The 21,925-nt window shown below is 63.4% G+C and carries 21 protein-coding genes and 1 pseudogene; 8 read left to right on the top strand and 14 right to left on the bottom strand.

The window, feature by feature from the left end; all coding sequences use genetic code 11:
* The first annotated feature begins 45 nt into the window (after positions 1-45).
* From CBW50_RS00485 to CBW50_RS00455, 7 genes are read left to right on the top strand one after another with little or no spacing between them, the layout of a single operon-like run.
* Entirely contained in the window at positions 46-600 is a 555-nt protein-coding gene (locus tag CBW50_RS00485; RefSeq protein WP_226935434.1) for a type 4a pilus biogenesis protein PilO, read from the top strand.
* The gene (locus CBW50_RS00480) at positions 597-1,142 is read left to right on the top strand and encodes a hypothetical protein (RefSeq protein ID WP_086143686.1); all 546 of its coding nucleotides are present in this window, start codon (positions 597-599) and stop codon (positions 1,140-1,142) included. Before CBW50_RS00485 ends, CBW50_RS00480 begins: the two co-directional genes overlap by 4 nt.
* Positions 1,139-3,028: a secretin and TonB N-terminal domain-containing protein gene (locus tag CBW50_RS00475; protein WP_226935436.1), complete on the top strand. Its 1,890-nt coding sequence runs from the start codon at positions 1,139-1,141 to the stop codon at positions 3,026-3,028. The genes CBW50_RS00480 and CBW50_RS00475 overlap by 4 nt, the downstream gene beginning before the upstream one ends.
* Complete coding sequence (locus CBW50_RS00470; RefSeq protein WP_301178795.1) at positions 3,025-3,495, top strand: type II secretion system protein; 471 nt, start codon at positions 3,025-3,027, stop codon at positions 3,493-3,495. The genes CBW50_RS00475 and CBW50_RS00470 overlap by 4 nt, the downstream gene beginning before the upstream one ends.
* A 5-nt stretch (positions 3,496-3,500) precedes the next feature.
* Positions 3,501-3,884 (top strand): type IV pilin protein, encoded by a 384-nt coding sequence (locus CBW50_RS00465; protein WP_216356294.1) that lies wholly within the window; start codon positions 3,501-3,503, stop codon positions 3,882-3,884.
* Positions 3,871-4,407 carry a type II secretion system protein gene (locus tag CBW50_RS00460; protein WP_226935438.1) on the top strand — a complete coding sequence of 179 codons (537 nt, stop codon included), beginning with the start codon at positions 3,871-3,873 and terminating at the stop codon, positions 4,405-4,407. Before CBW50_RS00465 ends, CBW50_RS00460 begins: the two co-directional genes overlap by 14 nt.
* A 45-nt stretch (positions 4,408-4,452) precedes the next feature.
* Complete coding sequence (locus CBW50_RS00455; RefSeq protein ID WP_086143682.1) at positions 4,453-5,676, top strand: Xaa-Pro peptidase family protein; 1,224 nt, start codon at positions 4,453-4,455, stop codon at positions 5,674-5,676.
* On the opposite strand, the gene CBW50_RS00450 is transcribed toward CBW50_RS00455, so the two are convergent.
* Positions 5,673-5,936, bottom strand: coding sequence for a hypothetical protein (locus CBW50_RS00450; RefSeq protein WP_139842364.1), 264 nt, complete (start codon positions 5,934-5,936; stop codon positions 5,673-5,675). The two genes, CBW50_RS00455 and CBW50_RS00450, sit on opposite strands and share 4 nt — an antisense overlap.
* Before the next feature lie 404 nt (positions 5,937-6,340).
* On the opposite strand from CBW50_RS00450, the pseudogene CBW50_RS00445 reads away from it, so the two are divergent.
* Positions 6,341-7,414, top strand: a pseudogene (locus CBW50_RS00445) (glycosyltransferase); the annotation flags it as partial.
* A 7-nt stretch (positions 7,415-7,421) separates the two neighbouring features.
* Here the strand turns inward: CBW50_RS00445 and CBW50_RS29840 are convergent.
* From CBW50_RS29840 to paaG, 13 genes are all read right to left on the bottom strand, one after another.
* Positions 7,422-8,537, bottom strand: coding sequence for an acyltransferase (locus CBW50_RS29840; RefSeq protein WP_086143679.1), 1,116 nt, complete (start codon positions 8,535-8,537; stop codon positions 7,422-7,424).
* 514 nt (positions 8,538-9,051) lie between these two features.
* Positions 9,052-11,103, bottom strand: coding sequence for a phenylacetic acid degradation bifunctional protein PaaZ (gene paaZ / locus CBW50_RS00435; RefSeq protein WP_086143678.1), 2,052 nt, complete (start codon positions 11,101-11,103; stop codon positions 9,052-9,054).
* 19 nt (positions 11,104-11,122) lie between these two features.
* Positions 11,123-11,737 carry a phenylacetic acid degradation protein PaaY gene (gene paaY, locus CBW50_RS00430; RefSeq protein WP_086143677.1) on the bottom strand — a complete coding sequence of 205 codons (615 nt, stop codon included), beginning with the start codon at positions 11,735-11,737 and terminating at the stop codon, positions 11,123-11,125.
* Between the two features lie 104 nt (positions 11,738-11,841).
* Complete coding sequence (locus CBW50_RS00425; protein ID WP_086143676.1) at positions 11,842-12,573, bottom strand: ABC transporter ATP-binding protein; 732 nt, start codon at positions 12,571-12,573, stop codon at positions 11,842-11,844.
* Positions 12,573-13,328 carry an ABC transporter ATP-binding protein gene (locus CBW50_RS00420; RefSeq protein WP_086137156.1) on the bottom strand — a complete coding sequence of 252 codons (756 nt, stop codon included), beginning with the start codon at positions 13,326-13,328 and terminating at the stop codon, positions 12,573-12,575. The genes CBW50_RS00425 and CBW50_RS00420 overlap by 1 nt, the downstream gene beginning before the upstream one ends.
* Position 13,329: 1 nt before the next feature.
* Positions 13,330-14,313: a branched-chain amino acid ABC transporter permease gene (locus CBW50_RS00415; RefSeq protein WP_086143675.1), complete on the bottom strand. Its 984-nt coding sequence runs from the start codon at positions 14,311-14,313 to the stop codon at positions 13,330-13,332.
* A complete protein-coding gene (locus tag CBW50_RS00410) occupies positions 14,310-15,188 on the bottom strand; it encodes a branched-chain amino acid ABC transporter permease (protein WP_086143674.1) in 879 nt (292 codons plus the stop codon). The genes CBW50_RS00415 and CBW50_RS00410 overlap by 4 nt, the downstream gene beginning before the upstream one ends.
* A gap of 72 nt (positions 15,189-15,260) precedes the next feature.
* On the bottom strand, positions 15,261-16,412 hold the full coding sequence (locus tag CBW50_RS00405; protein ID WP_086143673.1) for an ABC transporter substrate-binding protein: 1,152 nt from the start codon (positions 16,410-16,412) through the stop codon (positions 15,261-15,263).
* A gap of 84 nt (positions 16,413-16,496) precedes the next feature.
* Complete coding sequence (gene pcaF / locus CBW50_RS00400; protein ID WP_086143672.1) at positions 16,497-17,702, bottom strand: 3-oxoadipyl-CoA thiolase; 1,206 nt, start codon at positions 17,700-17,702, stop codon at positions 16,497-16,499.
* Positions 17,703-17,733: 31 nt separating this feature from the next.
* Positions 17,734-19,062, bottom strand: coding sequence for a phenylacetate--CoA ligase PaaK (paaK, locus tag CBW50_RS00395; RefSeq protein ID WP_086143671.1), 1,329 nt, complete (start codon positions 19,060-19,062; stop codon positions 17,734-17,736).
* Between the two features lie 48 nt (positions 19,063-19,110).
* Positions 19,111-19,563 carry a hydroxyphenylacetyl-CoA thioesterase PaaI gene (gene paaI / locus CBW50_RS00390; protein WP_086143670.1) on the bottom strand — a complete coding sequence of 151 codons (453 nt, stop codon included), beginning with the start codon at positions 19,561-19,563 and terminating at the stop codon, positions 19,111-19,113.
* Positions 19,553-21,121 (bottom strand): 3-hydroxyacyl-CoA dehydrogenase PaaH, encoded by a 1,569-nt coding sequence (gene paaH / locus CBW50_RS00385; RefSeq protein WP_086143669.1) that lies wholly within the window; start codon positions 21,119-21,121, stop codon positions 19,553-19,555. Before paaH ends, paaI begins: the two co-directional genes overlap by 11 nt.
* 1 nt (position 21,122) lies before the next feature.
* Complete coding sequence (gene paaG / locus CBW50_RS00380) at positions 21,123-21,914, bottom strand: 2-(1,2-epoxy-1,2-dihydrophenyl)acetyl-CoA isomerase PaaG (RefSeq protein ID WP_086143668.1); 792 nt, start codon at positions 21,912-21,914, stop codon at positions 21,123-21,125.
* Between the last annotated feature and the right edge of the window lie 11 nt (positions 21,915-21,925).

Genomic DNA, 21,925 nt, shown 5'->3' with positions numbered 1-21,925 from the left:
TTAAAAGCCGGCGCGCCCAGGACCCGCGCACGCCTCCAGCTGCATATGCCTCCTCGCCTGGCGTGGGAAGCGCGGCGCCTGTGGCGTACCCTGGGCTGGCCCAGCGCCATCGGCGCGGCCTGCCTGGCGCTGGCCGCCGTCGCCGTGCAGCAGGGCGATGCCCTCGCCGGACGCCAGCAGCCATTGCGCGCGCAACTGGCCGTGATGGCGAAACAGGCGGCGCTGCCGCCCGCCCCCGTCACCCTCGATGCGGATGCCGACAGCCTGGCCGCCTTCCACGCCTACCTGCCCGCGCATGACAGCATTCCCGAGCAGCTGAAAACCTTGCTGGAAGTGGCGCAACAGAGCGGCGTCACCCTGGCCAAGGCGGACTACAAGCCGCAGGAAGACGGCAACACGGCCTTTTTGCGCTACCAAATCATCCTGCCCGTAAAGGCCGAATACGTGCAGCTGCAAGCCTTTATCGTCGACGCCCTGCAGGAGCTGCCCACCCTGACGCTCGACTCCGTGCTCTTCAAGCGCGAGCAGATCGAGGCGGGCGAGATTGACGCGCGCATCCAGTTCATCCTGCTGGTAAAGAAGGCGGAGGCGCGCCCATGAAAAAAGCCGTACTGGGAGGCGCCGCCGTGGCGACCTTGCTGGCCGCCCTCTTCGCCCCAGAGGACGAAGGCAGCATCGTGGGACCGGCCACGGCCACCACGCGCCAGGTGGAGCGGGTCGCACCAGCGCTCCTCGCTGCAACCACTGCCACTGCCGTCTTGCAAACCAATCGGGCACTGGCCATCGCCCCGCGCCGGGGACCCGACGACGAGGAAGCGGCCACCCTGTTCGCCAAGCAAAGCTGGCAGCCGGATACGCCCAAAAAAATCATGCTCGACCAGCAGGCCGCGCAGGCCACGCGCGCTGTCGCCGCCGTCGACGCGAACGCGCCGCCGCCGCTACCCTTTCAATTCCTTGGCCGCTTTGTCGACGAAGGCAAGGCCGCCTACTTCCTGCAGGCGGGCGAACGCAACGTGGTGGCGCGCCCCGGCGACACGCTCGAGGAGCGTTACCGCTTCGACGGCGTGGTGCAGGGCGCCCTGCAATTTACCTATCTGCCGCTCAACCAGAAACAGACACTCGCCGTAGGGGACCTCAATTGAAACGACGCACACCACGTACTGGCATCACCCTGCTGCCGATGCTGTCCCTGCTGGCCGCCTGCGCCGGCAACCAGGCCTACAACGACGGTCAGGCCATGCTGGGCGCGGGCCGCACGGAACAGGGCCTGGCCCTGCTCGAACAGGCGGCGCGGGCCGAACCGACCAATGCCAAGTACCGCATCGCCGTCACCAATGGAAAAATGCGCGCGCTGAACAACCTCAATGGCCGCGCCGAGGCGCTGCGCCAGCAGGGCAAGCTGCCCGAAGCGCAGGCGCTGTACCAGCAAGCGCTGGCACTGGACGCCAGCAACGACGTGGCGCAGCGGGGCCTGGCCGGCGTGGCGCAGGACGAGCGGCACCACAAGCTGGTGCAGGAGGCGCAGTCCAGCTACCAGCGCGGCGGCGAAGCGAATGTGGCGCAGGCGCAGGAAGCCTTGCGCCAGGTGCTGCAGGAGCGGCCCGCGCAGCGCGAGGCGCTGGCCCTGAAAGGCCGCATCAGTGACGAACAGGCGAAAGCCCGGCCGGCCGGCGGCAAGCTGGCGGCCGCCTACCGCAAACCCGTGACCCTCGAATTTCGCGACGCCCCCCTGCGCTCCGTGTTCGACTTCATCAGCAAGGTATCAGGACTGAACTTCGTCTTCGACAAGGAAGTCGATCCCGCCCTGCGCGCCACCATTTCCGTGCGCGACACCAGCATCGAAGAGGCGATTGCCATGCTGCTGGGCGCCAACCAGCTGGAACAAAGTGTCACCAGCGACAAGTCGATCACGATTTACCCGAACACGCCACAAAAAGTGAAGGATTACCAGCAACTGGTGGTGCGCACCTTCTTCCTTGCCAACGCGGACGTCAAGACAGTGGCGTTTTCCATCAAAACCCTGCTCAAGGCCAAGGACGTCGTCACCGATGAACGCCTGGGCATCATCATGCTGCGCGATACGCCGGAAATGGTGCGCATGGCCGAGCGCATCATCAACGTGCAGGACCTGGCCGACCCGGAAGTGATGCTGGAAGTCGAGGTGCTGGAAGTCAAGCGCACGCGCCTGATGGAACTGGGCGTACGCTGGCCGGAGCAGGCCAGCCTGACACTGGCCGGCGTCGCAGGCAGCACGGGAGGCCTGGGCGGCCTGAAGGTGGCGGACCTGCACCGCATCAATGGCGACAATATCAATCTGGGCATCGGCGGCGTCACCGTCAACGCCAACAAGACGGACAGCGACAGCAATATCCTGGCCAACCCGCGCATCCGCGTGCGCAACAAGGAAAAGGCGAAGATCCTCATCGGCGACCGCGTGCCGGTGATTACCGTCACGACGAATAACGGCGTCAGTTCCGACAGCGTCAACTACATCGACGTGGGCCTGAAACTCGACGTGGAGCCGAACGTCTACCTGGACGACGAGGTAGCCATCAAGATCAACCTGGAAGTGTCGAACGTCGTCAAGGAAGTCATCAGCAAGACGGGCACGCAGGCTTACCAGATCGGCACGCGCAGCGCGTCGACCGTGTTGCGTTTAAAAGATGGCGAGACGCAGGTGCTGGCGGGCCTGATCAGCGACGAAGACCGGGGCACGGCCAACAAGGTGCCGGGCGTGGGCGAACTGCCTGTGCTGAACCGTCTTTTCGGCAGTCAGAAGGACGACGCCATGCGCAGCGAGATCGTGCTGTCGATCACGCCGCGCCTGCTGCGCAGCATCCGCCGCCCGGACCTGGTGACGGCCGAATTCAGGTCCGGCACCGAGGCGTCCGTGGGCGGGCGCGCGAGCGTGGGCGGCACACAGGAAGCAATCGCCGCGCCCGAGCAAGCCCCGCCGCGCGCCGGCTCGCCCATGACGGGCGGCGACGAAGCGCCCGCCGCCGACAAGACAAGCAAAGGTGGCCAGTGAAGCATAAAGGCTTTACCTTCATCGAACTGATGATCACCCTGGCCATCATGGCGACCCTGGCCACGGTGGCCGTGCCGATGGCGCAGGTGGCCTTGCAACGGGCGAAGGAGCAGCAATTGCGCAATGCCCTGATCGAGATGCGCGAGGCGATCGACGCCTACAAGCGCGCCTCGGACAATGGCCGCATCAAGCTGTCGCTGGGCGCCTCGGGCTATCCGAAGAAGCTCGAGGAACTGGTCGAGGGCGTACCCGACCAGCGCAGCGTCTCGAAGCAGAACATCTATTTTTTGCGCCGCCTGCCGCGCGACCCGTTCCAGCCCAGGGAAGCCGGCAGCGCGGCCGACAGCTGGAGCAAGCGCGCCTATGCCTCGCCGCCCGACAATCCCAGCGAAGGCGAAGACGTGTTCGACGTCGCCTCGCGCTCGACCAAGGCGGGCCTGAACGGCGTGCCGCTCAATCAATGGTGACCGCCATGCCTACCACGACCATACGCCGCGGCTTTACCCTGGTCGAACTGCTGGTGGTGCTGGCCATCATCTCGCTGCTGCTGACGATCGCCATCCCCCGCTATTTCGGCTCGGTGGAAAAGTCGAAGGAAGTCGCGCTGAAGGAAAACCTGCAGGTGCTCAGGAGCGGCCTGGATAAATACTATGCCGACAAGGGAGAATACCCGGCCGCGCTGGCCGACCTGGTCACTCACCACTACTTCCGCAGCGTGCCGCTGGACCCTGTTACAGAGTCGGCCGCCACCTGGCAATTGATCCCTTCGCCGAATGGCGAGATCGGCGGCGTGGCCGACGTGCGCAGCGGCGCCAAGGGCAAGACGCGCGAGGGCATTCCGTTTGAACAGCTCTAGTTTCCGGCGCGGCACACGGGGCTTCGCGTATATCTGGACCCTGATGCTGGTGGCCTTCATGGGCGTGGGTCTGGTGCTGGCCAGCGAACTATTTGCCACGGCCGCGCGGCGCGAGAAGGAACGCGAGCTGCTGTTCATCGGCCATGAATTCCGCAACGCGCTGGGCCGCTACTACGACAGCACGCCGGCCGACGGGCGGCCCCGCTACCCGTTGACCCTGCAGGAACTGCTGCGCGACCCGCGCTTTGCCAACGCCCGGCGCCATCTGCGCCGCCTGTATGCGGATCCCGTCACGGGCAAGGCGGAATGGGGCCTGCTGCGGCAGGAGGGACGCATCGTCGGCATCCATTCGCTGTCGCCACAGCTGCCCATCAAGCAGGACAACTTCCTCGACGAAGACGCCAGCCTGCGCCGCAAGCAGCGCTACGCGGACTGGCAATTCACCTATCCGCATGACCTCGTGCTGGCCCCGCCCGATGCGGCCGGCGGCGCGCCGGGGCTCAAGCCGAAAGACGCGAACTGATATCATGCCCGCATTCCATATTCAGCATCGAGCAAAGGAGCAGGCATGAGCATAGGTGGCACTTCCATCGAACAGGCATTGGCATCGCTGTCGGACATGACGGGCGGCATGGTCGCCATAGGCAAGGACGAACATGCGCAACGCATCGCCAAGGCGCAAGCGTTCATGCGCGAACAGGGTATCGCCGCCATCTACCTGAACGCGGGCGCCAACCTCACCTATTTCACGGGCACCAAATGGTATGCCAGCGAACGCATGGTGGGCGCCATCCTGCCGGCCAGCGGCGCCATCGAGTATATCGCGCCCGCCTTCGAGGAAAGCACCCTGCAAGGCTTCATGCTCGTCGAAGGCCGTGTCAATTGCTGGGAAGAGCATGAAAGCCCGTACCAGCTGTTCGCCGACGTGCTGGCGCGCATGGGAATCGCCCAGGACGCGAATCAACCGCCGCGCGTGGGCATCTGCGAAAGCGCCGCCTTCTTCATCTATGACGGCATCAAGCCACTGGCCCCTGGCTACACACTGGAAAACGCGCGCGCCGTCACTGCGTACTGCCGCAGCCGCAAATCCGAGGCAGAAATCGCCCTGATGCAACGCGTGATGGACATGACCCTGGCCGTGCACATGGCTACGGCCAGCATGCTGTACGAAGGCGTCACGACAGTCGAGGTGGAAGAATTCATCCAGCGCGCGCATCGCAAGGTGGGCGCGCCCCGCTCGTATTTTTGCATCGTGCTGTTCGGCGAGGCGACGGCCTACCCGCATGGCGTCAATTACGTGCAAACCTTGAAAGCGGGCGACACGGTGCTGATCGACACGGGCTGCCAGGTGATGAACTACATCTCCGACATCACGCGTACCTATGTGTTTGGTGCGATCAGCGAACGCCAGCGCAGCGTGTGGAATAGCGAAAAGGCCGCGCAGGCCGCCGCATTCGCGGCCGCCCGTCTGGGCGTGCCCTGCGGCGACGTGGACCGCGCCGCGCGCGTGTCCCTGGAAGCGGACGGTTACGGCCCCGGCTACAAACTGCCCGGGCTGCCGCACCGCACGGGTCATGGCATCGGCCTCGATATCCACGAATGGCCTTACCTGGTGGGCAATGACACGACGCCGCTCGACGTGGGCATGTGCTTCTCGAACGAACCGATGATCTGCATCCCCGGCGAATTCGGCGTCCGCCACGAAGACCATTTTTATATGACGGAAAATGGTCCGCGCTGGTTCACGCAGCCGGCGCACAGCATCGACGATCCGTTCGGGCTGCAGGCCTAAACCTCCCTCGCCAATGCCTGCCGCTGTGCCTTTGGCACGGTGGCAATCGGCGCCAGGCCGCCCTGCGCCAGCTTGAACACGGCCAGCTCCGCGCCCAGCTGCATGGCGTATTCCTGCAGCGATTCGGCCGCCGCCGACGCTTCTTCCACCAGCGCGGAGTTTTGCTGCGTCATCTGGTCCATATCGCCCTTGGTGGTGACCACCTGGATCACCACCTGCCGATGACGCGATATCGGACTCCATACTGCCCAGTTTTGCATACATGTCCGTCAGTGCCGCCAGCAGGCTGGCCTGATCGGCCGCCTCGGCGGCGATCTCCCTCAACAGGTCGCCGTTGGCCAACGCCATGGCGATGCTGGTATTGCAGGCATTGTGCACGTTGGACACGCAGCGTTCCATGCCCTGCTTGAATTGCACTTGCGCCAGCTCATTCATCTTTGCCAGATCGCCGATCGGCATAGCCAGCGTGCCTTGCATGCTCACCACGCTCGCTCGCGGGCCATCCTCCTCCATTTGCGATACTCCACCACACCGCACCCAGCGCAGAATACCCGCGCGCCCCCTCTGGTGCGACGACATTGCAAATAAATACAAATTAACTTTTTAATAAAAAAATTTACATCTTTGCCACAGTCTGCTGTAATGGCCATCCAGGGAGAATAATATGGCCAAGATACGCGTGATTCAATTTCATCCTTATGATCCAACCCACCCAAATGTTGGCGGCATAGGCAGCATTATTCGTGCGCTGATTAAATTTGCGCCATCGGACTTCGATATCTATTTCGTCGGTGTCAGCGTCGATATCCAGCTTCACCCGGTCGGCCAATGGCAGCGGCTGAAATTGGATGGGCGCAGCTTTCATTTCCTCCCGGTCATGGAGGCCCCTGTCGGTCGATTCGAAAAAATACCACGAACCCTCAAGTTCGCCTGGGCCTTGTGGCGCCATCGCGCACAAATTGACTTGCACGACGCCCTGTTGGAATTTCATCGGATCGAGCCCAGCGCCATATTCTGGTTGGCGTCCAACCATAAAGTCCTGTTCCTGCACGGCCATCATGGGAAAGACTATTACAACCCAAAATCCGAAGTGAAATGGTCCCGCTTCCCAGCCATCTATTTCTGGCTGGAGCGCCATTTGATCGTGCGGATCAAGCAGGTCTATATTGTCAGAGCGGACGCGGTCGCGCATTACCAACAGCGTTATCCGGCCATGCGCGACTGCATCCAGTTCATTCCCACTTGGGTCGATGAGACGATCTTCCGTCCGTTGCCGGCCACCGGACGCAGGCAGCTGAAACAGCAATTCGCCCGCCAACACCAGTTTGATCGGGGCAAGAAAATACTGCTGTTCGTGGGACGTTTTGTCGGTCAAAAGGATCCGCTGTTATTGTTGCACGCGTATCAGGAATTCAAACGCCATCGCGACGACACCATTCTGGTCATGATAGGCGCGGGAGAGCTGGAATCGGACATGCGACGCTTTATACGCGAGCAGGGACTGGAGGCAAACGTTCGCATACTTGCCCCCCGTTCCCATCAGAAGATTTCAGAATGGATGAATGCCGTCGACTGCCTGTGCCTGTCATCGGCCTTCGAGGGCATGCCCGTGGTTCTCCTGGAAGCCCTTTATTGTGGCGTGCCGGTGGTCAGCACCGATACTGGCGAGGCGTCCCGCCTGATTCCCAACGATAGCATCGGACGCCTGGTACGAGAACACGCGCCCCAGCCGTTCATGCAGGCGCTCAGGCAGATTTTGTCGCAGCCGTCGGATCCTTGGGCGTGCCAGCAGCAGGCAACTCCGTACACGGCGCAGACGGTACTGCATAGGCTACACTCCCGCTATCGCGAATTGGCCGAAATCGTCGACGCAAAGCCGCCGTCAATGGCCGCTCGATAACCAGGTAGACGGCATACCCCAAGCCCATGGTCCCCAACAATACCAGCAGATAGGTGCAGCGGGGCCCGAGCAGCGCCGCCAGATGGCTCTTGATCAGCAGCTTCAGCAACAAGCCCTGGAGTTGCTCGTGGATCAGGTAAATGGTATAGGATGCGTTTCCCAGTGCGACCAAGATTGCTGGCACGCGGAGATATCGTGACGTCTCCAACTTGGCCGCGCCAGCCAGCAGGAAAGCAAAGCCCAGTATCAGTCCCATATATGATAGCTCATGGGGCATTGGCGCAACCCACAGTGCGGCTGCCGATATCGCGCCTCCCGCCGCCAGTTCGATCCAGCCGCGCCCGCCGCGACGGTATAGGTAGAACGCCCCCATGCCAAACAGGAAATACAAATTATAGGCAGCGGTATAGACATTCCCCGCGCTGCGCTGCGCTACGGCCGGATAGTTATAGTAAATAATGCTGAACAGGGCGGCCGCTGCAAATCCAGCTACGCCCAGGCGCCGGTTAAGAATCAACAGCGAAAACACGGCATAAAATGCCACTTCATGAAACAAGCTCCAAGCCACCGTCAATGGCGGTACAGCGGAGGTGAATCGTATCAAGGTCAATGATGTTATCCAATCCCCCAAGCTAGAGGGAATGCGCGCATCAGTGCCCAAGCCGGCAGCCACCAGCAGGCAAAATGGGATGTTATATAACCAATAAATGGGATACAGGCGAATAAAGCGCCGGTAGATATAGGGCCGCCAAGCCGACGGCTGGCCTATCTCGTGGTAATGGGCAAACAGAATAATAAAACCGGAAAGGACAAAGAAGAACCGCACCCCGCCAATATGGCGCGTCCATTCATAAAAAACCGGCTCACCACCATAACGCGGCACTCCCATGGCGATCGACAGATGAAAGGCGGCGACACTGATGGCCGCCAGCGCCCGCCCAGCTTGTAGTGTTTTTAGCATTCCATAATATTAACATTGAATATTTTAGGATGGCCTCAAATTATCCGTCAATCGTCCTTCCCCGTAGGCGAATCGCCGACCATGAGCGTGGTCTGTGTGCTGCCGAAAAACAGCATCACGAGACCATGTTCGGCCGCCGCGTTTTAGGGTGGCGGCGGACTTGCCCTTCACGTATTCAGTCAAATCGGGCCCCGTAGCCAGGGACGCCTTGCCACGGTCCAGCGCCAACTGCGTAGTGATGCGAATGTCACCCGCTAAACTGGCAGGTGCCGTCGATACTGTTAAAAGCGCCTGCGAATACATTTCGCAGCGCTGACGCTGCATGTATCCGCACAGCCGACATTGCGGCAATCGAAAGTCATGAAGACAGGCAGGCCGAAGCGCACGCTGAAGCTGTCCGACACTCCGCAAACGAATCACACGGTGTAGCGCCCATCGTCCGCCGCGTGCAAAAAAATGCCGCCCACGCAAAAAATCGCGGGCGGCACCGGGCTGGCCACTGCTGCGGTAACGCTTACTCGCGCTTCGACACCAGGGTCAGGATGTCATAGCTGGCCACCAGTTCCTCGTTCTGGTTGGTTACCTGCACGTCCCACGCCACCACGCCCTGGCCCACGCCAAACACGTCCTTGCGGTTGCGGTCGACCTTGCGCTTGCACGTCAGGCGCGCGCGGATGGTGTCGCCGATGGCGACGGGGGCGACGAAGCGCAGGTTGTCCAGGCCGTAGTTGGCCAGCACGGGGCCGACGCCCGGAGATACGAACAGGCCGGCAGCGGCCGACAGCACGAAGTAGCCATGGGCGATGCGCTTGCCGAACTGCGACTCCCTGGCCGCGATTTCGTCGAAGTGCATGTAGAAGAAGTCGCCCGAAATGCCGCCGAAGGCGACGATGTCCGCTTCGCTGACCGTGCGGCGGTGCGTCAGCAGCGAGTCGCCCGTCTTCAGGTCCTCGAAGTGCTTGCGGAACGGGTGGATCGGGCTTTCATTGACGTCCGCGCCACGCACATACTCACCGGTGATCGCCGCCAGCATGGTCGGCGAACCCTGCACGGCCGCCCGTTGCAGATAGTGGCGCACGGCGCGCACGCCTCCCAACTCCTCGCCGCCACCTGCGCGGCCAGGACCGCCGTGCTTCAGTTGCGGCAATGGAGAGCCATGGCCCGTCGAATCGACGGAAGCCACGCGCTCGAGCACGTGCACACGGCCATGCGTGGCCGCCACTTGCGGCACCACGCGCGCGGCGATCTTCGGATCACGCGTCACCAGGGTGCTTACCAGGCTGCCCTTGCCGCGCGCGGCCAGGGCCAGCGCCTCGTCGATATCGTGGTAGCCCATCATCGTGCTGACAGGCCCGAACGCTTCCACGTCATGCACGGCATCGTTGCCGAAGGCGTCGCGGCACAGCAGCAAGGTCGGCGAGAAGAAACTGCCGTCCTGCGCGCCATCGCCGAGCGGATTGAATCCGTCGGCCGCGCCGAACACCACTTCATTACCCTGCGACAGGGCGGCAACCCGTTCAGCCACGTCATTTTGCTGCTCTTTCGACGCCAGCGCGCCCATGCGCACGCCTTCGATGGACGGGTCGCCCACCACCACCTTGGCCAGACGCTCGCGCAGGCGCGTGCCGACGGCATCCATCAGGTGCTCGGGCACGATGATGCGGCGGATCGCCGTGCACTTCTGGCCCGACTTGCCCGTCATCTCGCGCACGACTTCCTTGACGAACAGGTCGAACTCCACGTCGTCGGGCGTGACGTCCGGCGCCAGGATGGCGCAATTGAGCGAATCGGCTTCGCCGTTGAAGGGCACGGACTGGGCGATCAGGTTGGAATTCGTGCGCAGCTTGGCGGCCGTGGCGGCCGATCCCGTGAAGGTGACGAAATCCTGGCCATTCAGGCGGTCCAGCAAGTCGCCCGTGGAACCGATCACCAGTTGCAGGCTGCCGGCCGGCAGCAGGCCCGATTCATGCATCATGCGCACGACGGCCTGCGTCAGATAGCTCGTCGCCGTGGCCGGCTTGGCGATGCAGGGCATGGCCGCAAGGAAGCTTGGCGCGAATTTTTCCAGCAGACCCCAGATGGGGAAGTTGAAGGCGTTGATGTGCACGGCCAGGCCGCCGCGCGGCACCAGGATGTGCGTGCCGGCGAAACCGCCCTTCTTGCCCAGCGCGATGGCCGGGCCTTCATGCAGCACGTTCGACGACGGCAGCTCGTTGCTGCCCATGCTGGCATAGGCGAACAGGGTGCCCGTGCCGCCTTCAATGTCGACCCAGCTGTCGGCGCGCGTGGCGCCCGACAGGTGCGAGATCGCATACAGTTCTTCCTTGCGCTCGACCAGGTACAGGGCCAGTGCCTTCAGGCGCGCGGCGCGCTGCTGGAAATCGAGCGCCATCAGGCCCGGCACGCCCGTCTTGCGCGCATACGTGACGGCTTCGTCGAAGTCGATTTTCTCGGCATGCGTGTGATAGATGACGCGGTTGTTCAAGGCGCTGTGCAGGGGCACGGCGGCGCTTTCGCCCAGCCAGCGGCCGGCGATCAGGCTTTGCAGGGTGGATATGTGAGCCATGTTTTACTCCTATGTTGGTTTACTGTGCTGCGGCGTTCTTGTGCAAATGCAGCGGCAAGGCGGATTCGAAACTGAGACGCTGGCGGTTCGCCTCGACTTGCGTCAAGGCTTCCACTTCGCGCATCGTTTGCATCGAGCGCACGGCCAGTTCGTGGTACTGGCCCGTGCCCGAGCTTTTCCATTTGATTTCATCGTCGGTCAGCGCGCGGATGATCTTGGCGGGCGTGCCCACCACCATGCTGCGTGGCGCGACGATCATGCCCGCCTTGACGAAACTCATGGCGGCGACGATGGATTCCTCGCCGATGACGGCGTTATCCATCACCACGGCGTTCATGCCGACGAGCGCATTGCGGCCGATGCGGCACCCGTGCAGCACGGCGCCGTGGCCGATATGGCCGTCAACTTCGACCACCGTGTCGCAGCCGGGAAAGCCGTGCATGACGCAGGTATCCTGCAGGTTCGCCCCCTCTTCCAGGATCAAGCGGCCGAAATCGCCGCGGATCGAGGCCAGCGGGCCGATATAGCAGCGCGGGCCGACAATCACGTCGCCGATCAGCACGGCCGATGGGTGCACATAGGCGCTGGGGTGGACGACGGGGGTAACGCCGTTGATTTCGTAGACTTTGACCATGTTGTTCTCCTATTCATGCATTGGGGTGACGCTTCCCTGCCCCCCAAACCTTGCACTGCCGGGGTCGGACCCTCAGGGTCCGACCCCAGTATTTGCCCTTCGGGTTACATACCCAGGTACGCGCTTTGTACCTGCTCGTTATGCAGCAATTCGGGACCGGGACCGGACAAGGTGATGGCGCCCGTCTCGATCACATAGCCGACGTCCGCGATCGACAGGGCCGCGTGCGCGTTCTGCTCGACGAGGAAAATGGTGATGCCCTGGTCGCGCAGTTCGGCCACGATGCGGAAGATTTCCGCTATCAGCAAGGGCGCCAGGCCCATGCTCGGCTCGTCGAGCAGCAGCAGTTGCGGGCGGCCCATCAGCGCGCGCGCCATGGCCAGCATCTGCTGCTGTCCGCCGGAGAGCGTGCCGGCCAGCAGCAGGCGCTTTTCCTTCAGGATCGGGAACAGGCCGTACATGCGCTCCATGTCGCCTGCCACGTCCTGGGCCGGGCGTGTAAAGGCGCCCAGGCGCAGATTGTCTTCCACCGTCATGGGGCCGAACACTTGCCGTCCTTCCGGCACCTGGCATATGCCGGCGCGCACGCGTTTGTCGGCGCTCATGCGGCTGACATCCTGGCCGGCGAAGGTGATGCTGCCGGCGCTGATCGGCTGCACGCCGGAAATCGCCCGCAGCAGGGTCGTCTTGCCGGCGCCATTCGCGCCCACCAGCGCCACCAGCTGGCCCTGGCGCACTTGCAGGTCGATGCCGTGCAGGGCCTGGATGCGGCCGTAATGGCTGGTCAGGCCGGCGATATCGAGCACCAGCGGCGTTTGAGGTTTTTCCATCTTCATCATGCCGCCACTCCCAGGTATGCCGCCACCACGTCGGGATTGGCGCGCACTTCGGCGGCAGTCCCTTCGGCCAGCTTCTTGCCATAGTCGAGCACCAGGATATGGTCCGACAGATTCATCACCAGTTTCATGTCATGCTCGACCAACACCACCGTCACGCCCGATTGCGCCACCTTGCGGATCAGGGCTTCGATCTCGCCCGTTTCCGTGTGGTTCAGGCCCGCCGCCGGTTCATCGAGCAGCAGCACCTTCGGCTTGGCCGCCAGCGCGCGCGCGATTTCCAGGCGTTTTAATGCGCCATACGACATCTGTCCCGCCTCGTCGTCGATGTGCCGGCCCACGCCGACGAATTCCATCAGGCCCGCCGCCTCGTCGCGGCATGCCGCGTCGGCACGGCGCACCGACGGCAAACGCAGCATGGAGGCGAACAGGTTCTGGTTCAGGCGCAGGTGCGCGCCCACCATCACATTGTCGATGGCCGTCATGTTCATGCACACCTGCAGGTTCTGGAAGGTGCGGCTCATGCCGCGCCGCGCCAGCGCATCGGGCGGCATGGCGGCCACGTTCTCGCCATTGAGCAGGATCTCGCCTCTGGTCGGCGTATAGACACCGGTGATCAAATTGAACAGGGTCGTCTTGCCAGCGCCGTTCGGCCCGATCACGGAGTGGATATTGCCTTCCTTGACGGTGAAGCTCACGTCCTGCACAGCGTGCACGCCGCCGAAGCTCTTGCTCAGGTTGTTAATCGTCAGCATCTCACACCTCCCGTGCAGATTGAGGCGGTGCTTTCGGGGTAGCAGAACGCTTGCGCGAACGGCTGGCCAGGCTCGGCACCAGGCCCTTGGGCATGAAGATCATGGTCGCCATCAGGATCACGCCAAACACCACCGTTTCCCAGCCTTCAAAACTGGACAGCAGTTGCGGCAAGACCGTCAGCAGCGCCGCGCCGATGATGGAACCGAAGATCGACGCCATGCCTCCCACCACCACCATCGTCACCAGCTCGATCGAGTGGAAAAAACCGGCCAGATTCGGGGTGATGAAACCGATGTAATGGGCGCTGATGCTGCCCGCGATGCTGGCGATGACGGCCGACAGCACGAACACGCGCACCTTGAAGCGCGTCGTATCGACGCCGACCACGCGGGCCGCCACTTCCGAACCGTGGATGGCCTGCAGCGCGCGGCCGACAGGCGAATCGATCAGGTTCAGCGCCAGCCACGTGACCAGCAACAGCAGCACGGCGCACACCAGGTACCACGATTTTTCACCGGCGATTTCCAGGCCGGCGACACTGAAGGCGGAGACGCCGATGCCGTCCGGACCGCCCGTCCATTGCGTCTCGTTGTTGATGACGATGGAAATGATGATGCCCAGTCCCAGCGTCGCCATGGCCAGCGTATGGCCCTTGAGTTTCAGCACGGGGCGGGCCAGCAGCAGCGCCAGCAAGCCCGTGGCGACGGCGCCGGCGGCCAGCGCGGCCAGCGGCGGCCAGTTGTAGTGCGTGGTCAGCACGGCCGACGCATACGCGCCCAGGCCGTAGAAACCCGCGTGACCGAGACTGATCTGTCCCGTGTAACCCATCAGCAGGTTCAAACCGATGACGACGATGGCGTTCAGCGCAATGCGGATCGCCACGTCATAGTAGAACGCATTAGAGAGGAACAGCGGCAGGATGGCCAGCACGAGTGCCAGCACCAGCAAGCCGCCATGGCGCGAGCGGGTAAGGAAATGCTTCATACACGCTCCGAATTTTTAGCGCCAAACAAGCCTTGCGGCAGGAAGAACAGGATCAATAAAATCAGCACGAACGGCACGGCGTCCTTGTAGGCCGACGAGATGTAACCGGCCGTCATGGCTTCGGCGATGCCGAGGATCAGGCCGCCGGCAATCGCGCCCGCGCCGCCACCGAGGCCGCCGAGGACGGCGGCGACAAAGCCTTTCAGCCCCAGCATGATGCCCGCGTCATACGAGGTGTAGGTGATCGGTGCGACGAGGATGCCGCCCGCCGCGCCCAGCAGGGCCGACAGGCCGAACGAGAGCAGCAGCACCTTGCGCGTGTTGATGCCCACCAGTTGCGCGGCCAGCTTGTTGTGCGAGGTGGCCAGCATGGCCTTGCCCATCAGCGTGCGGCCGAAGAACCAGCCCAGCACCAGCACGATGACGACGGTCACGCCCAGCACCCACAGGCTTTGCGGCAGCAGGCTGGCGCCCAAAAAATCGATCGGCGCGTCGCCGGAAAAGGCCGGCAGCGAGTGCGTATCCTTGCCCAGCCAGATTTGCACGACGCCGCGCAGCACCAGCGAGGCGCCGATGGTGATGATCAACAGGGTGATGACCTGCGCGTTCTGCGCCGGTTCGATCACGGTTTTTTCCATCAACAGGCCAACGATACCGGTGGCGATGACGGCCAGAATGATGGCCAGCGGCAGCGGCACGCCGGCGGCCGACATCACGGCGGCCAGCATCCCGCCCAGCATGATGAATTCGCCCTGGGCGAAATTGATCACGCCGCTGGTGTTGTAGATGATGGTAAAGCCCAGCGCCGCCAGCGCGTAGGCGGAACCGACCGTCATCCCGGAATACAGAAATTGTAAAAATTGAGCGACTTCCATGGTGTCTCCATTATGTTCGGCTATGCGCGGGCCGCCTTCGAGGGCGGCCTCGCGCAGGTACTCTGGCTTACATCACTTCGACAATTGCCATTCGCCGTTCTTCACTTCCACCATACGGAAAGCCGACAGGTCCAGGCCCATGTGGTCCTTGGCCGACATGTTGAACACGCCGGTGGTGCCCACAAAACCCTTGGTCTGTTCCAGCGCCGCGCGCACTTTTTCGCGGTCCGTGCCGCCGGCGCGCTTGATGGCGTCTACCGACAGGTTCAGGGCGTCGAGCGCATAGCCGCCGAAGGTCGACGGATCGATCTTGTAGCGCTCTTTATACGTCTTGTCGTAGCCGACGACGACAGCCTTCTGCGCGTCGCTGTCGGGCAGCATGGCGCCGATCAGAAGGGCCGGCGTCGGCAGGCGCACGCCTTCGGCGGCCTTGCCCGACAGTTTCAAATACTCGTCCGACGCCACGCCGTGCGACTGGTACAGCGGCAGCGCGGACATGCCCAGCTGGCCATAGTTCTTGGTCACCACGGCCGGGCCCTGGCCCAGGCCGAAGACGAATATGGCTTGCACGCCGGCCGTGTTCTTGATGCGCGTGAGCTGCGCCGTGATGTCCGTGTCTTTCGGACCGTAGGTTTCATCGGCCACCAGGGTGATGCCGTATTTGGAAGCGACGATCTGCGATTCCTTGCGGCCCGAGGCGCCAAAGCCGCTCGTTTCCGACAGCAGGCCCACCTTGCTGATGCCGCGCTTCTTCATGTCCTCGAACACCTTCTCGGCCGCCATGCGGTCCGTGTGCGGCGTCTTGAACACCCACTTCTTGACCGGGTCGATGATGACCACGGCGCCAGCCAGCGAGATGAACGGCATGCTGGCGCGGTCCACCAGCGGCGCCATCGCCATCGTCGCGCCGGTGGTGGTGCCGCCGATCAGCACGTCGACCTTGTCCGACTCGATCAGGCGCTTGGTAAAACCGTTGGCCTTGGCCGCGTCGCTGCCATCGTCATAGTGCACCAGTTCCAGCTTGCGCCCCAGCACGCCGCCGGCCGCGTTGATCTTCTCGATATACAGCTGCAGGGTTTTCAGTTCCGGGTCGCCCAGGAAGGCGGCTGGCCCCGTGACGGACAGCACGGAACCGATCTTGATGTTATCGGCCGCGTACGCGCTCGCGGCGGACATGGCCAGCACGCCGGCGATCAGGGTTTTCTTGAAGATATTGGCAATCATTGTGGTCTCCACCAGGTTGGCACTACGGTCAATTATGGTTGGCGCTTTTTTACAAGCCTGCGCCTTTTTTGTTTTTTTACTTTTTTATACGCGTTCAATGACGACAGCAATACCCTGCCCCACGCCGATGCACATGGTGCACAGCGCATAGCGCCCTCCCGTGCGCTCCAGCTGGTTCAGCGCCGCCATCACCAGGCGCGCGCCCGATGCGCCCAGTGGATGGCCGATGGCAATCGCCCCGCCATTCGGGTTCACGTGGGCCGCATCGTCGGCCAGGCCCAGGTCGCGCGTGACGGCCAAAGCCTGCGCGGCAAACGCTTCATTGAGTTCGATGACGTCCATCTGCTCAATGCTCAATCCTGTCTGCGCCAACACCTTGCGCGACGCCGGCGACGGGCCAAAGCCCATGATGCGCGGTGCCAGGCCGGCCGTGGCCATGCCCAGCACCTTTGCGCGGGGCGTCAGCTTGTATTTGTCGACGGCGGCAGCAGACGCCAGCAGGATCGCGCAGGCGCCGTCGTTCAAGCCCGAGGCATTGCCGGCCGTGACCGTGCCGTCCGCTTTCACCACGCCTTTCAATTTCGCCAGCATTTCCAGCGAGGTATCCGGACGCGGATGTTCATCCATCGTCACCATCTTCGGCTCGCCCTTTTTTTGCGGCACGGCGACGGGCACGATTTCGCGATCGAACACGCCGGCCGCGTTGGCGACGGCCCAGCGCTGCTGGCTGCGCAAGGCCAGCGCATCCTGGTCGGCGCGGCTGATGCCAAATTCCACGGCCACGTTTTCCGCTGTTTCCGGCATGGTGTCGATGCCGTACTGCTCCTTCATCTTGCCGTTCACAAAACGCCAGCCCAGGGTGGTGTCTTCGATTTTCGCCGCGCGCGAAAACGCGCTGTCGGCCTTGCCCATCACGAAAGGCGCGCGCGTCATGCTTTCCACGCCGCCGGCAATGATCAGCTCAGCCTCACCCGCCTTGATGGAGCGGGCAGCCATGCCGACCGCGTCCAGGCTGGAGCCGCACAGGCGGTTGATGGTATTGGCGGGTACTGCTGCCGGCAAACCAGCCAGCAGCGCGGCCATGCGGCCCACGTTGCGGTTGTCTTCGCCCGCCTGGTTGGCGCAGCCGTAGAACACGTCGTCGATGGCGGACCAGTCGACGGACGGGTTGCGGTCGATCAGCGCGGCGATCGGCAACGCGCCCAGGTCATCGGCGCGCACGCCGGCCAGCGCGCCGCCATAGCGGCCGAAGGGAGTGCGCACAGCGTCACAGATAAAAGCTTCGTTCATGTTGTTTCCTGCAGTGTCGGTGAGGAGAAAATTAGGAGAAAACCTTAGGACGCTGATCGACCACGCGGCGCGCCTTGCCCGTCAGAGTGCGTTCGATGCCGGCGGCGGCCACCAGGCGCACGCGCGTGCTCACGCCCACGTGCGTCTTGATGCGGTGTTCCAGCTCGCGCGCCAGGGTGTCCGTTTCGCTGGCAGAGATGGTGGATGTCAGGTCGATGCGCAGCTCGGCGATCACTTCCAGCTTGTCGAGGTGGCCGTCACGCGTGACCACCAGCTGGTATTGCGGCGCCAGCTTCGGCATTTTGAGGATCAGCTCTTCGATCTGCGTGGGGAACACGTTCACGCCGCGGATGATCAGCATGTCGTCGGAACGTCCCGTTATCTTGCCGATGCGGCGCATGGAGCGCGAGGTCGGCGGCAGCAGGCGGGTCAGGTCGCGCGTGCGGTAGCGGATGATGGGCAGCGCCTCTTTCGACAAGGAGGTAAACACCAGTTCGCCCTCTGCGCCGTCCGGCAGCACCTCGCCCGTTTCCGGATCGATGATCTCCGGGTAAAAATGGTCTTCCCAGATGACGGGGCCGTCCTTGCTCTCGATGCACTCGGACGCCACGCCAGGCCCCATCACTTCGGACAGGCCATAGATGTCGACGGCGTCGATGCCGGCGCGCGCCTCGATTTCCGAACGCATGGCGTCCGTCCACGGCTCGGCGCCGAAGATGCCTACCTTCAGCGACGATTCCGCCGGGTCCAGGCCCTGGCGCGTGAATTCCTCGATGATATTGAGCATGTACGACGGCGTGACCATGATGATCGATGGCTTGAAATCCTGGATCAGCTGCACCTGCTTCTCCGTCTGCCCGCCGGACATCGGGATGACCGTGCAGCCCAGGCGCTCGGCACCGTAGTGCGCGCCCAGGCCGCCCGTGAACAGCCCGTAGCCATACGAAATGTGCACCATGTCGCCCGAACGCCCGCCGCCGGCGCGGATCGAGCGCGCCACCACGTTGGCCCAGGTATCGATGTCGTTCTGCGTGTAGCCGACCACCGTTGCCTTGCCCGTGGTGCCGCTGGACGCGTGGATGCGCACCACTTGTTCGCGCGGCACGGCGAACAGCCCGAAGGGATAATTGTCGCGCAAGACTTTTTTATCGGTGAACGGAAATTTCGACAGATCGGACAGCGACTTCAGGTCGTCCGGATGCACGCCCGCTTCGTCAAAAGCGGCGCGGTAATGGGGCACGTTGTCATACGCGTGCTTGAGCGTCCATTTCATGCGTTCGAGCTGCAGCGCCTGCAGTTCATCCTTGCTGGCGCGCTCGATCGGCTCGAGGTCATTCGGGGCGGGAATTCGTTGGACCATCATTGTCTCCTAATCGGTTCTTTTACTATGTAATGCTGCAACGGCAGTTCAAGCCTGCTCTTGTATGACTTCACCCGCCACGCGGATCGACTTGCCGCGGAAGAGCGCGATGGCGCGGCCTTCCTGGTTGCTGACCTTGACGTCGTAGACGCCGCTCTTGCCGGCCAGCGCCTGCTCGACGGCGTGCGCCGTCAGCACGTCGCCTTCGCGGCCGGGCGCCAGGTAGTCGATGGTGCAGCCGGCGCCCACGGTATTCATGTTGTAGCTGTTGCAGGCGAAGGCGAAGGCGCTGTCGGCCAGGGCAAAGATAAAACCGCCGTGGCAGGTCTGGTGGCCATTGAGCATGTCGGCGCGCACCGTCATCGTCATGCGCGCATGGCCCGGTCCCACGTCGGCCAGGGCGATGCCCATGGCGGCGGTGGCGTTGTCGCGCGACAGCATGGAGGCGGCGGCCGCTTCGGCCAGGGCCTGTGCGGTCATGTTGTGGTCTTCATTCGGCATGAAAGCGATCTCCATTGGCGAGTTTTCGGCGCAGCAGCGGCGAGACCCGGTAGCGGTCTTCGCCATAACCTTGCGCCAGGTGGTGCAGCACTGTCACGATGTGCTGGACGCCCACCTGGTCGGCCCAGGCCAGCGGTCCGCGCGGGTAATTGACGCCCTTCTGCATGGCGATGTCGACGGCATCCGCCGTGCACACGCCCTGGTTGACGGCGTCGGCCGCCTCGTTGGCCAGCATGGCGACCGTGCGCATGACGGCCAGGCCGGCCACGTCGTCCAGCCGCGTGACGGTAAAACCGGCCGCCTGGAACAGGCCGACGACGGCCGCATAGGCGGCGTCGCTGCACTGGTCGGCGCGGGCCACGGCGATGCGTTTTGCACCTGCGTAGTCGAGCGCCAGGTCGAACAGCACCGTATCCGGATGCTGGTTATCGTGCGCGCGCTGGGTGGCGCTGCGGCCATCGGTGAGATAAATCGCGGCGCCGTTGCAATGCAGGGCCGGCGCTTCGTCATGCGTCTGGCCTTCCTGCGTGACGCGGCGGCTGACCGTGATGCCAGCCTGCTCCAGCCGTTGCACCAGGCTGCGGATGATGCCGCTATGGCCACGCCCATCGCCGCCGACGGCGGCCGACAGGGCGACGAATTCCGGCTTCGGCTGCTGGCCTTCCGCCTGCGCGACAGGGGCAGGCGCGCCTTCGCCATACAGGTAAAAACCACGGCCCGACTTGCGGCCCAGGAAGCCGGCGTTGACCATTTCCTGCTGCAGCACGGACGGCGTGAAGCGCGGGTCGTTGAAGTAGGCGCCGAATACGGATTGCGTAACGGAGAAATTCACGTCGTGGCCAATCAGGTCCATCAGCTCGAATGGGCCCATGCGGAAACCGCCCGCCTCGCGCAGCACGGCATCGATGGTGGCGGGATCGCCCGCCTGCTCGCTCAACAGGCGCCAGCCTTCCGCGTAGAACGGACGCGCGACGCGGTTGACAATGAAGCCGGGCGTCGATTTCGCGTGCACGGGACTCTTGCCCCAGGCAATCGAGGTGTCGTAGACGGTGGCGGCAACTTGTTCACTGGTGGCCAGGCCACTGATCACTTCCACCAGCGCCATCAGGGGTACGGGATTAAAGAAGTGCATGCCGACCAGGCGTTCCGGCCGGCGCAGCCTGGCGGCAATCGCCGTGACGGAAATCGACGAGGTATTCGTCGCCAGGATGCAGTCGTCGCTGACTAACGCTTCGAGTTCGGCGAACAGGCCGCGCTTGACGTCGAGGTTTTCCACGATGGCTTCCACCACCAGGGCAGCATGGCTCACGTCGGCCAGGCTGCCGGCCGCCTGCAGGCGCGCCGTGGCGGCAGCGGCTTCGTCCAACGTCATGCGGCCCTTTTCGGCCAGCTTCGCATACATTTTGCCAATGTCCGCCAGCGCCTTGCTCACCGCTTCCGCGCGCGTGTCGTACAGTTTGACTCTGTAGCCGGCGGCAGCGGCCACCTGCGCGATGCCGGCGCCCATGGCGCCGCTGCCGATGACGGCGACGATACTGTTGTTGTCCAAAGCTGCCATATCAGTGTCCCTTGAATTGCGGCGCGCGCTTTTCCATGAAGGCGGCCACGCCTTCGCGGTAATCGTCGCTGTTACCGAGTTCGCTCATCATGCGCGCTTCCAGCGCAAGCTGCTGCGGCAGAGTATTGGCGCCACTGAGAGCCAGCGCCTGCTTGGTGTACGCCAGGCCCTTGGTCGGCGCCGTGGAAAAGTGCACGGCCAGCTTGCGCGTCTCTTCCGCCAGCTGCGCGTCGTCCACGCATTTCCAGATCAGGCCCCAGTCCTCGGCCTTTTCCGCCGTGAGTTTTTCACCGAGCATGGCCAGGCCCATGGCGCGCGCCGAACCGATCAGGCGAGGCAGGAAGAAGGTGCCGCCCGTGTCCGGGATCAGGCCCAGCTTGCAGAACACTTCGACGAAACTGGCCGACTTGCCGGCGATGACGATGTCGCAGGCCAGCGCCAGGTTGGCGCCCGCGCCGGCGGCCACGCCGTTGACGGCGCAAATCACGGGCATAGGCAGGGCCTTCAAGGCCAGCACCAGCGGCGCGTAGTTTTTTTCCACGGACTCGCCCAGGTCCACGCCCTTCGAGCCCGGTTCCACGGCGCGGTCGGACAAATCCTGGCCCGCGCAAAAGCCGCGGCCCGCGCCCGTCAGCACGAAGACACGCACGGAGCTGTCGGCATTGACTTTCGCAATCGCGTCGCGCACTTCCTCGTGCATGGCTTGCGTAAAGCTATTGAGCTTGTCGGGACGGTTCAGGGTGAGCGTCGCAATGCCCTGCTCGATGGTGAAGAGGATGTTTTGGTAGGTCATGGCGTGTCTCG

Source organism: Janthinobacterium sp. GW458P, from assembly GCF_002127585.1.
Lineage (GTDB): Bacteria > Pseudomonadota > Gammaproteobacteria > Burkholderiales > Burkholderiaceae_D > Janthinobacterium.
This window is presented reverse-complemented; position numbering and strand designations above follow the sequence as displayed.

Excerpts from the sequence above, each read along its gene's own strand:
- CBW50_RS00485 (WP_226935434.1), top strand. The coding sequence starts at position 46 with ATGCCTCCTCGCCTGGCGTGGGAAGCGCGGCGCCTGTGGCGTACCCTG.
- CBW50_RS00480 (WP_086143686.1), top strand. The coding sequence starts at position 597 with ATGAAAAAAGCCGTACTGGGAGGCGCCGCCGTGGCGACCTTGCTGGCC.
- CBW50_RS00465 (WP_216356294.1), top strand. The coding sequence starts at position 3,501 with ATGCCTACCACGACCATACGCCGCGGCTTTACCCTGGTCGAACTGCTG.
- CBW50_RS00455 (WP_086143682.1), top strand. The coding sequence starts at position 4,453 with ATGAGCATAGGTGGCACTTCCATCGAACAGGCATTGGCATCGCTGTCG.
- CBW50_RS00450 (WP_139842364.1), bottom strand. The coding sequence starts at position 5,936 with ATGCAAAACTGGGCAGTATGGAGTCCGATATCGCGTCATCGGCAGGTG.
- CBW50_RS29840 (WP_086143679.1), bottom strand. The coding sequence starts at position 8,537 with ATGCTAAAAACACTACAAGCTGGGCGGGCGCTGGCGGCCATCAGTGTC.
- paaZ (WP_086143678.1), bottom strand. The coding sequence starts at position 11,103 with ATGGCTCACATATCCACCCTGCAAAGCCTGATCGCCGGCCGCTGGCTG.
- paaY (WP_086143677.1), bottom strand. The coding sequence starts at position 11,737 with ATGGTCAAAGTCTACGAAATCAACGGCGTTACCCCCGTCGTCCACCCC.
- CBW50_RS00425 (WP_086143676.1), bottom strand. The coding sequence starts at position 12,573 with ATGAAGATGGAAAAACCTCAAACGCCGCTGGTGCTCGATATCGCCGGC.
- CBW50_RS00420 (WP_086137156.1), bottom strand. The coding sequence starts at position 13,328 with ATGCTGACGATTAACAACCTGAGCAAGAGCTTCGGCGGCGTGCACGCT.
- CBW50_RS00415 (WP_086143675.1), bottom strand. The coding sequence starts at position 14,313 with ATGAAGCATTTCCTTACCCGCTCGCGCCATGGCGGCTTGCTGGTGCTG.
- CBW50_RS00410 (WP_086143674.1), bottom strand. The coding sequence starts at position 15,188 with ATGGAAGTCGCTCAATTTTTACAATTTCTGTATTCCGGGATGACGGTC.
- CBW50_RS00405 (WP_086143673.1), bottom strand. The coding sequence starts at position 16,412 with ATGATTGCCAATATCTTCAAGAAAACCCTGATCGCCGGCGTGCTGGCC.
- pcaF (WP_086143672.1), bottom strand. The coding sequence starts at position 17,702 with ATGAACGAAGCTTTTATCTGTGACGCTGTGCGCACTCCCTTCGGCCGC.
- paaK (WP_086143671.1), bottom strand. The coding sequence starts at position 19,062 with ATGGTCCAACGAATTCCCGCCCCGAATGACCTCGAGCCGATCGAGCGC.
- paaI (WP_086143670.1), bottom strand. The coding sequence starts at position 19,563 with ATGCCGAATGAAGACCACAACATGACCGCACAGGCCCTGGCCGAAGCG.
- paaH (WP_086143669.1), bottom strand. The coding sequence starts at position 21,121 with ATGGCAGCTTTGGACAACAACAGTATCGTCGCCGTCATCGGCAGCGGC.
- paaG (WP_086143668.1), bottom strand. The coding sequence starts at position 21,914 with ATGACCTACCAAAACATCCTCTTCACCATCGAGCAGGGCATTGCGACG.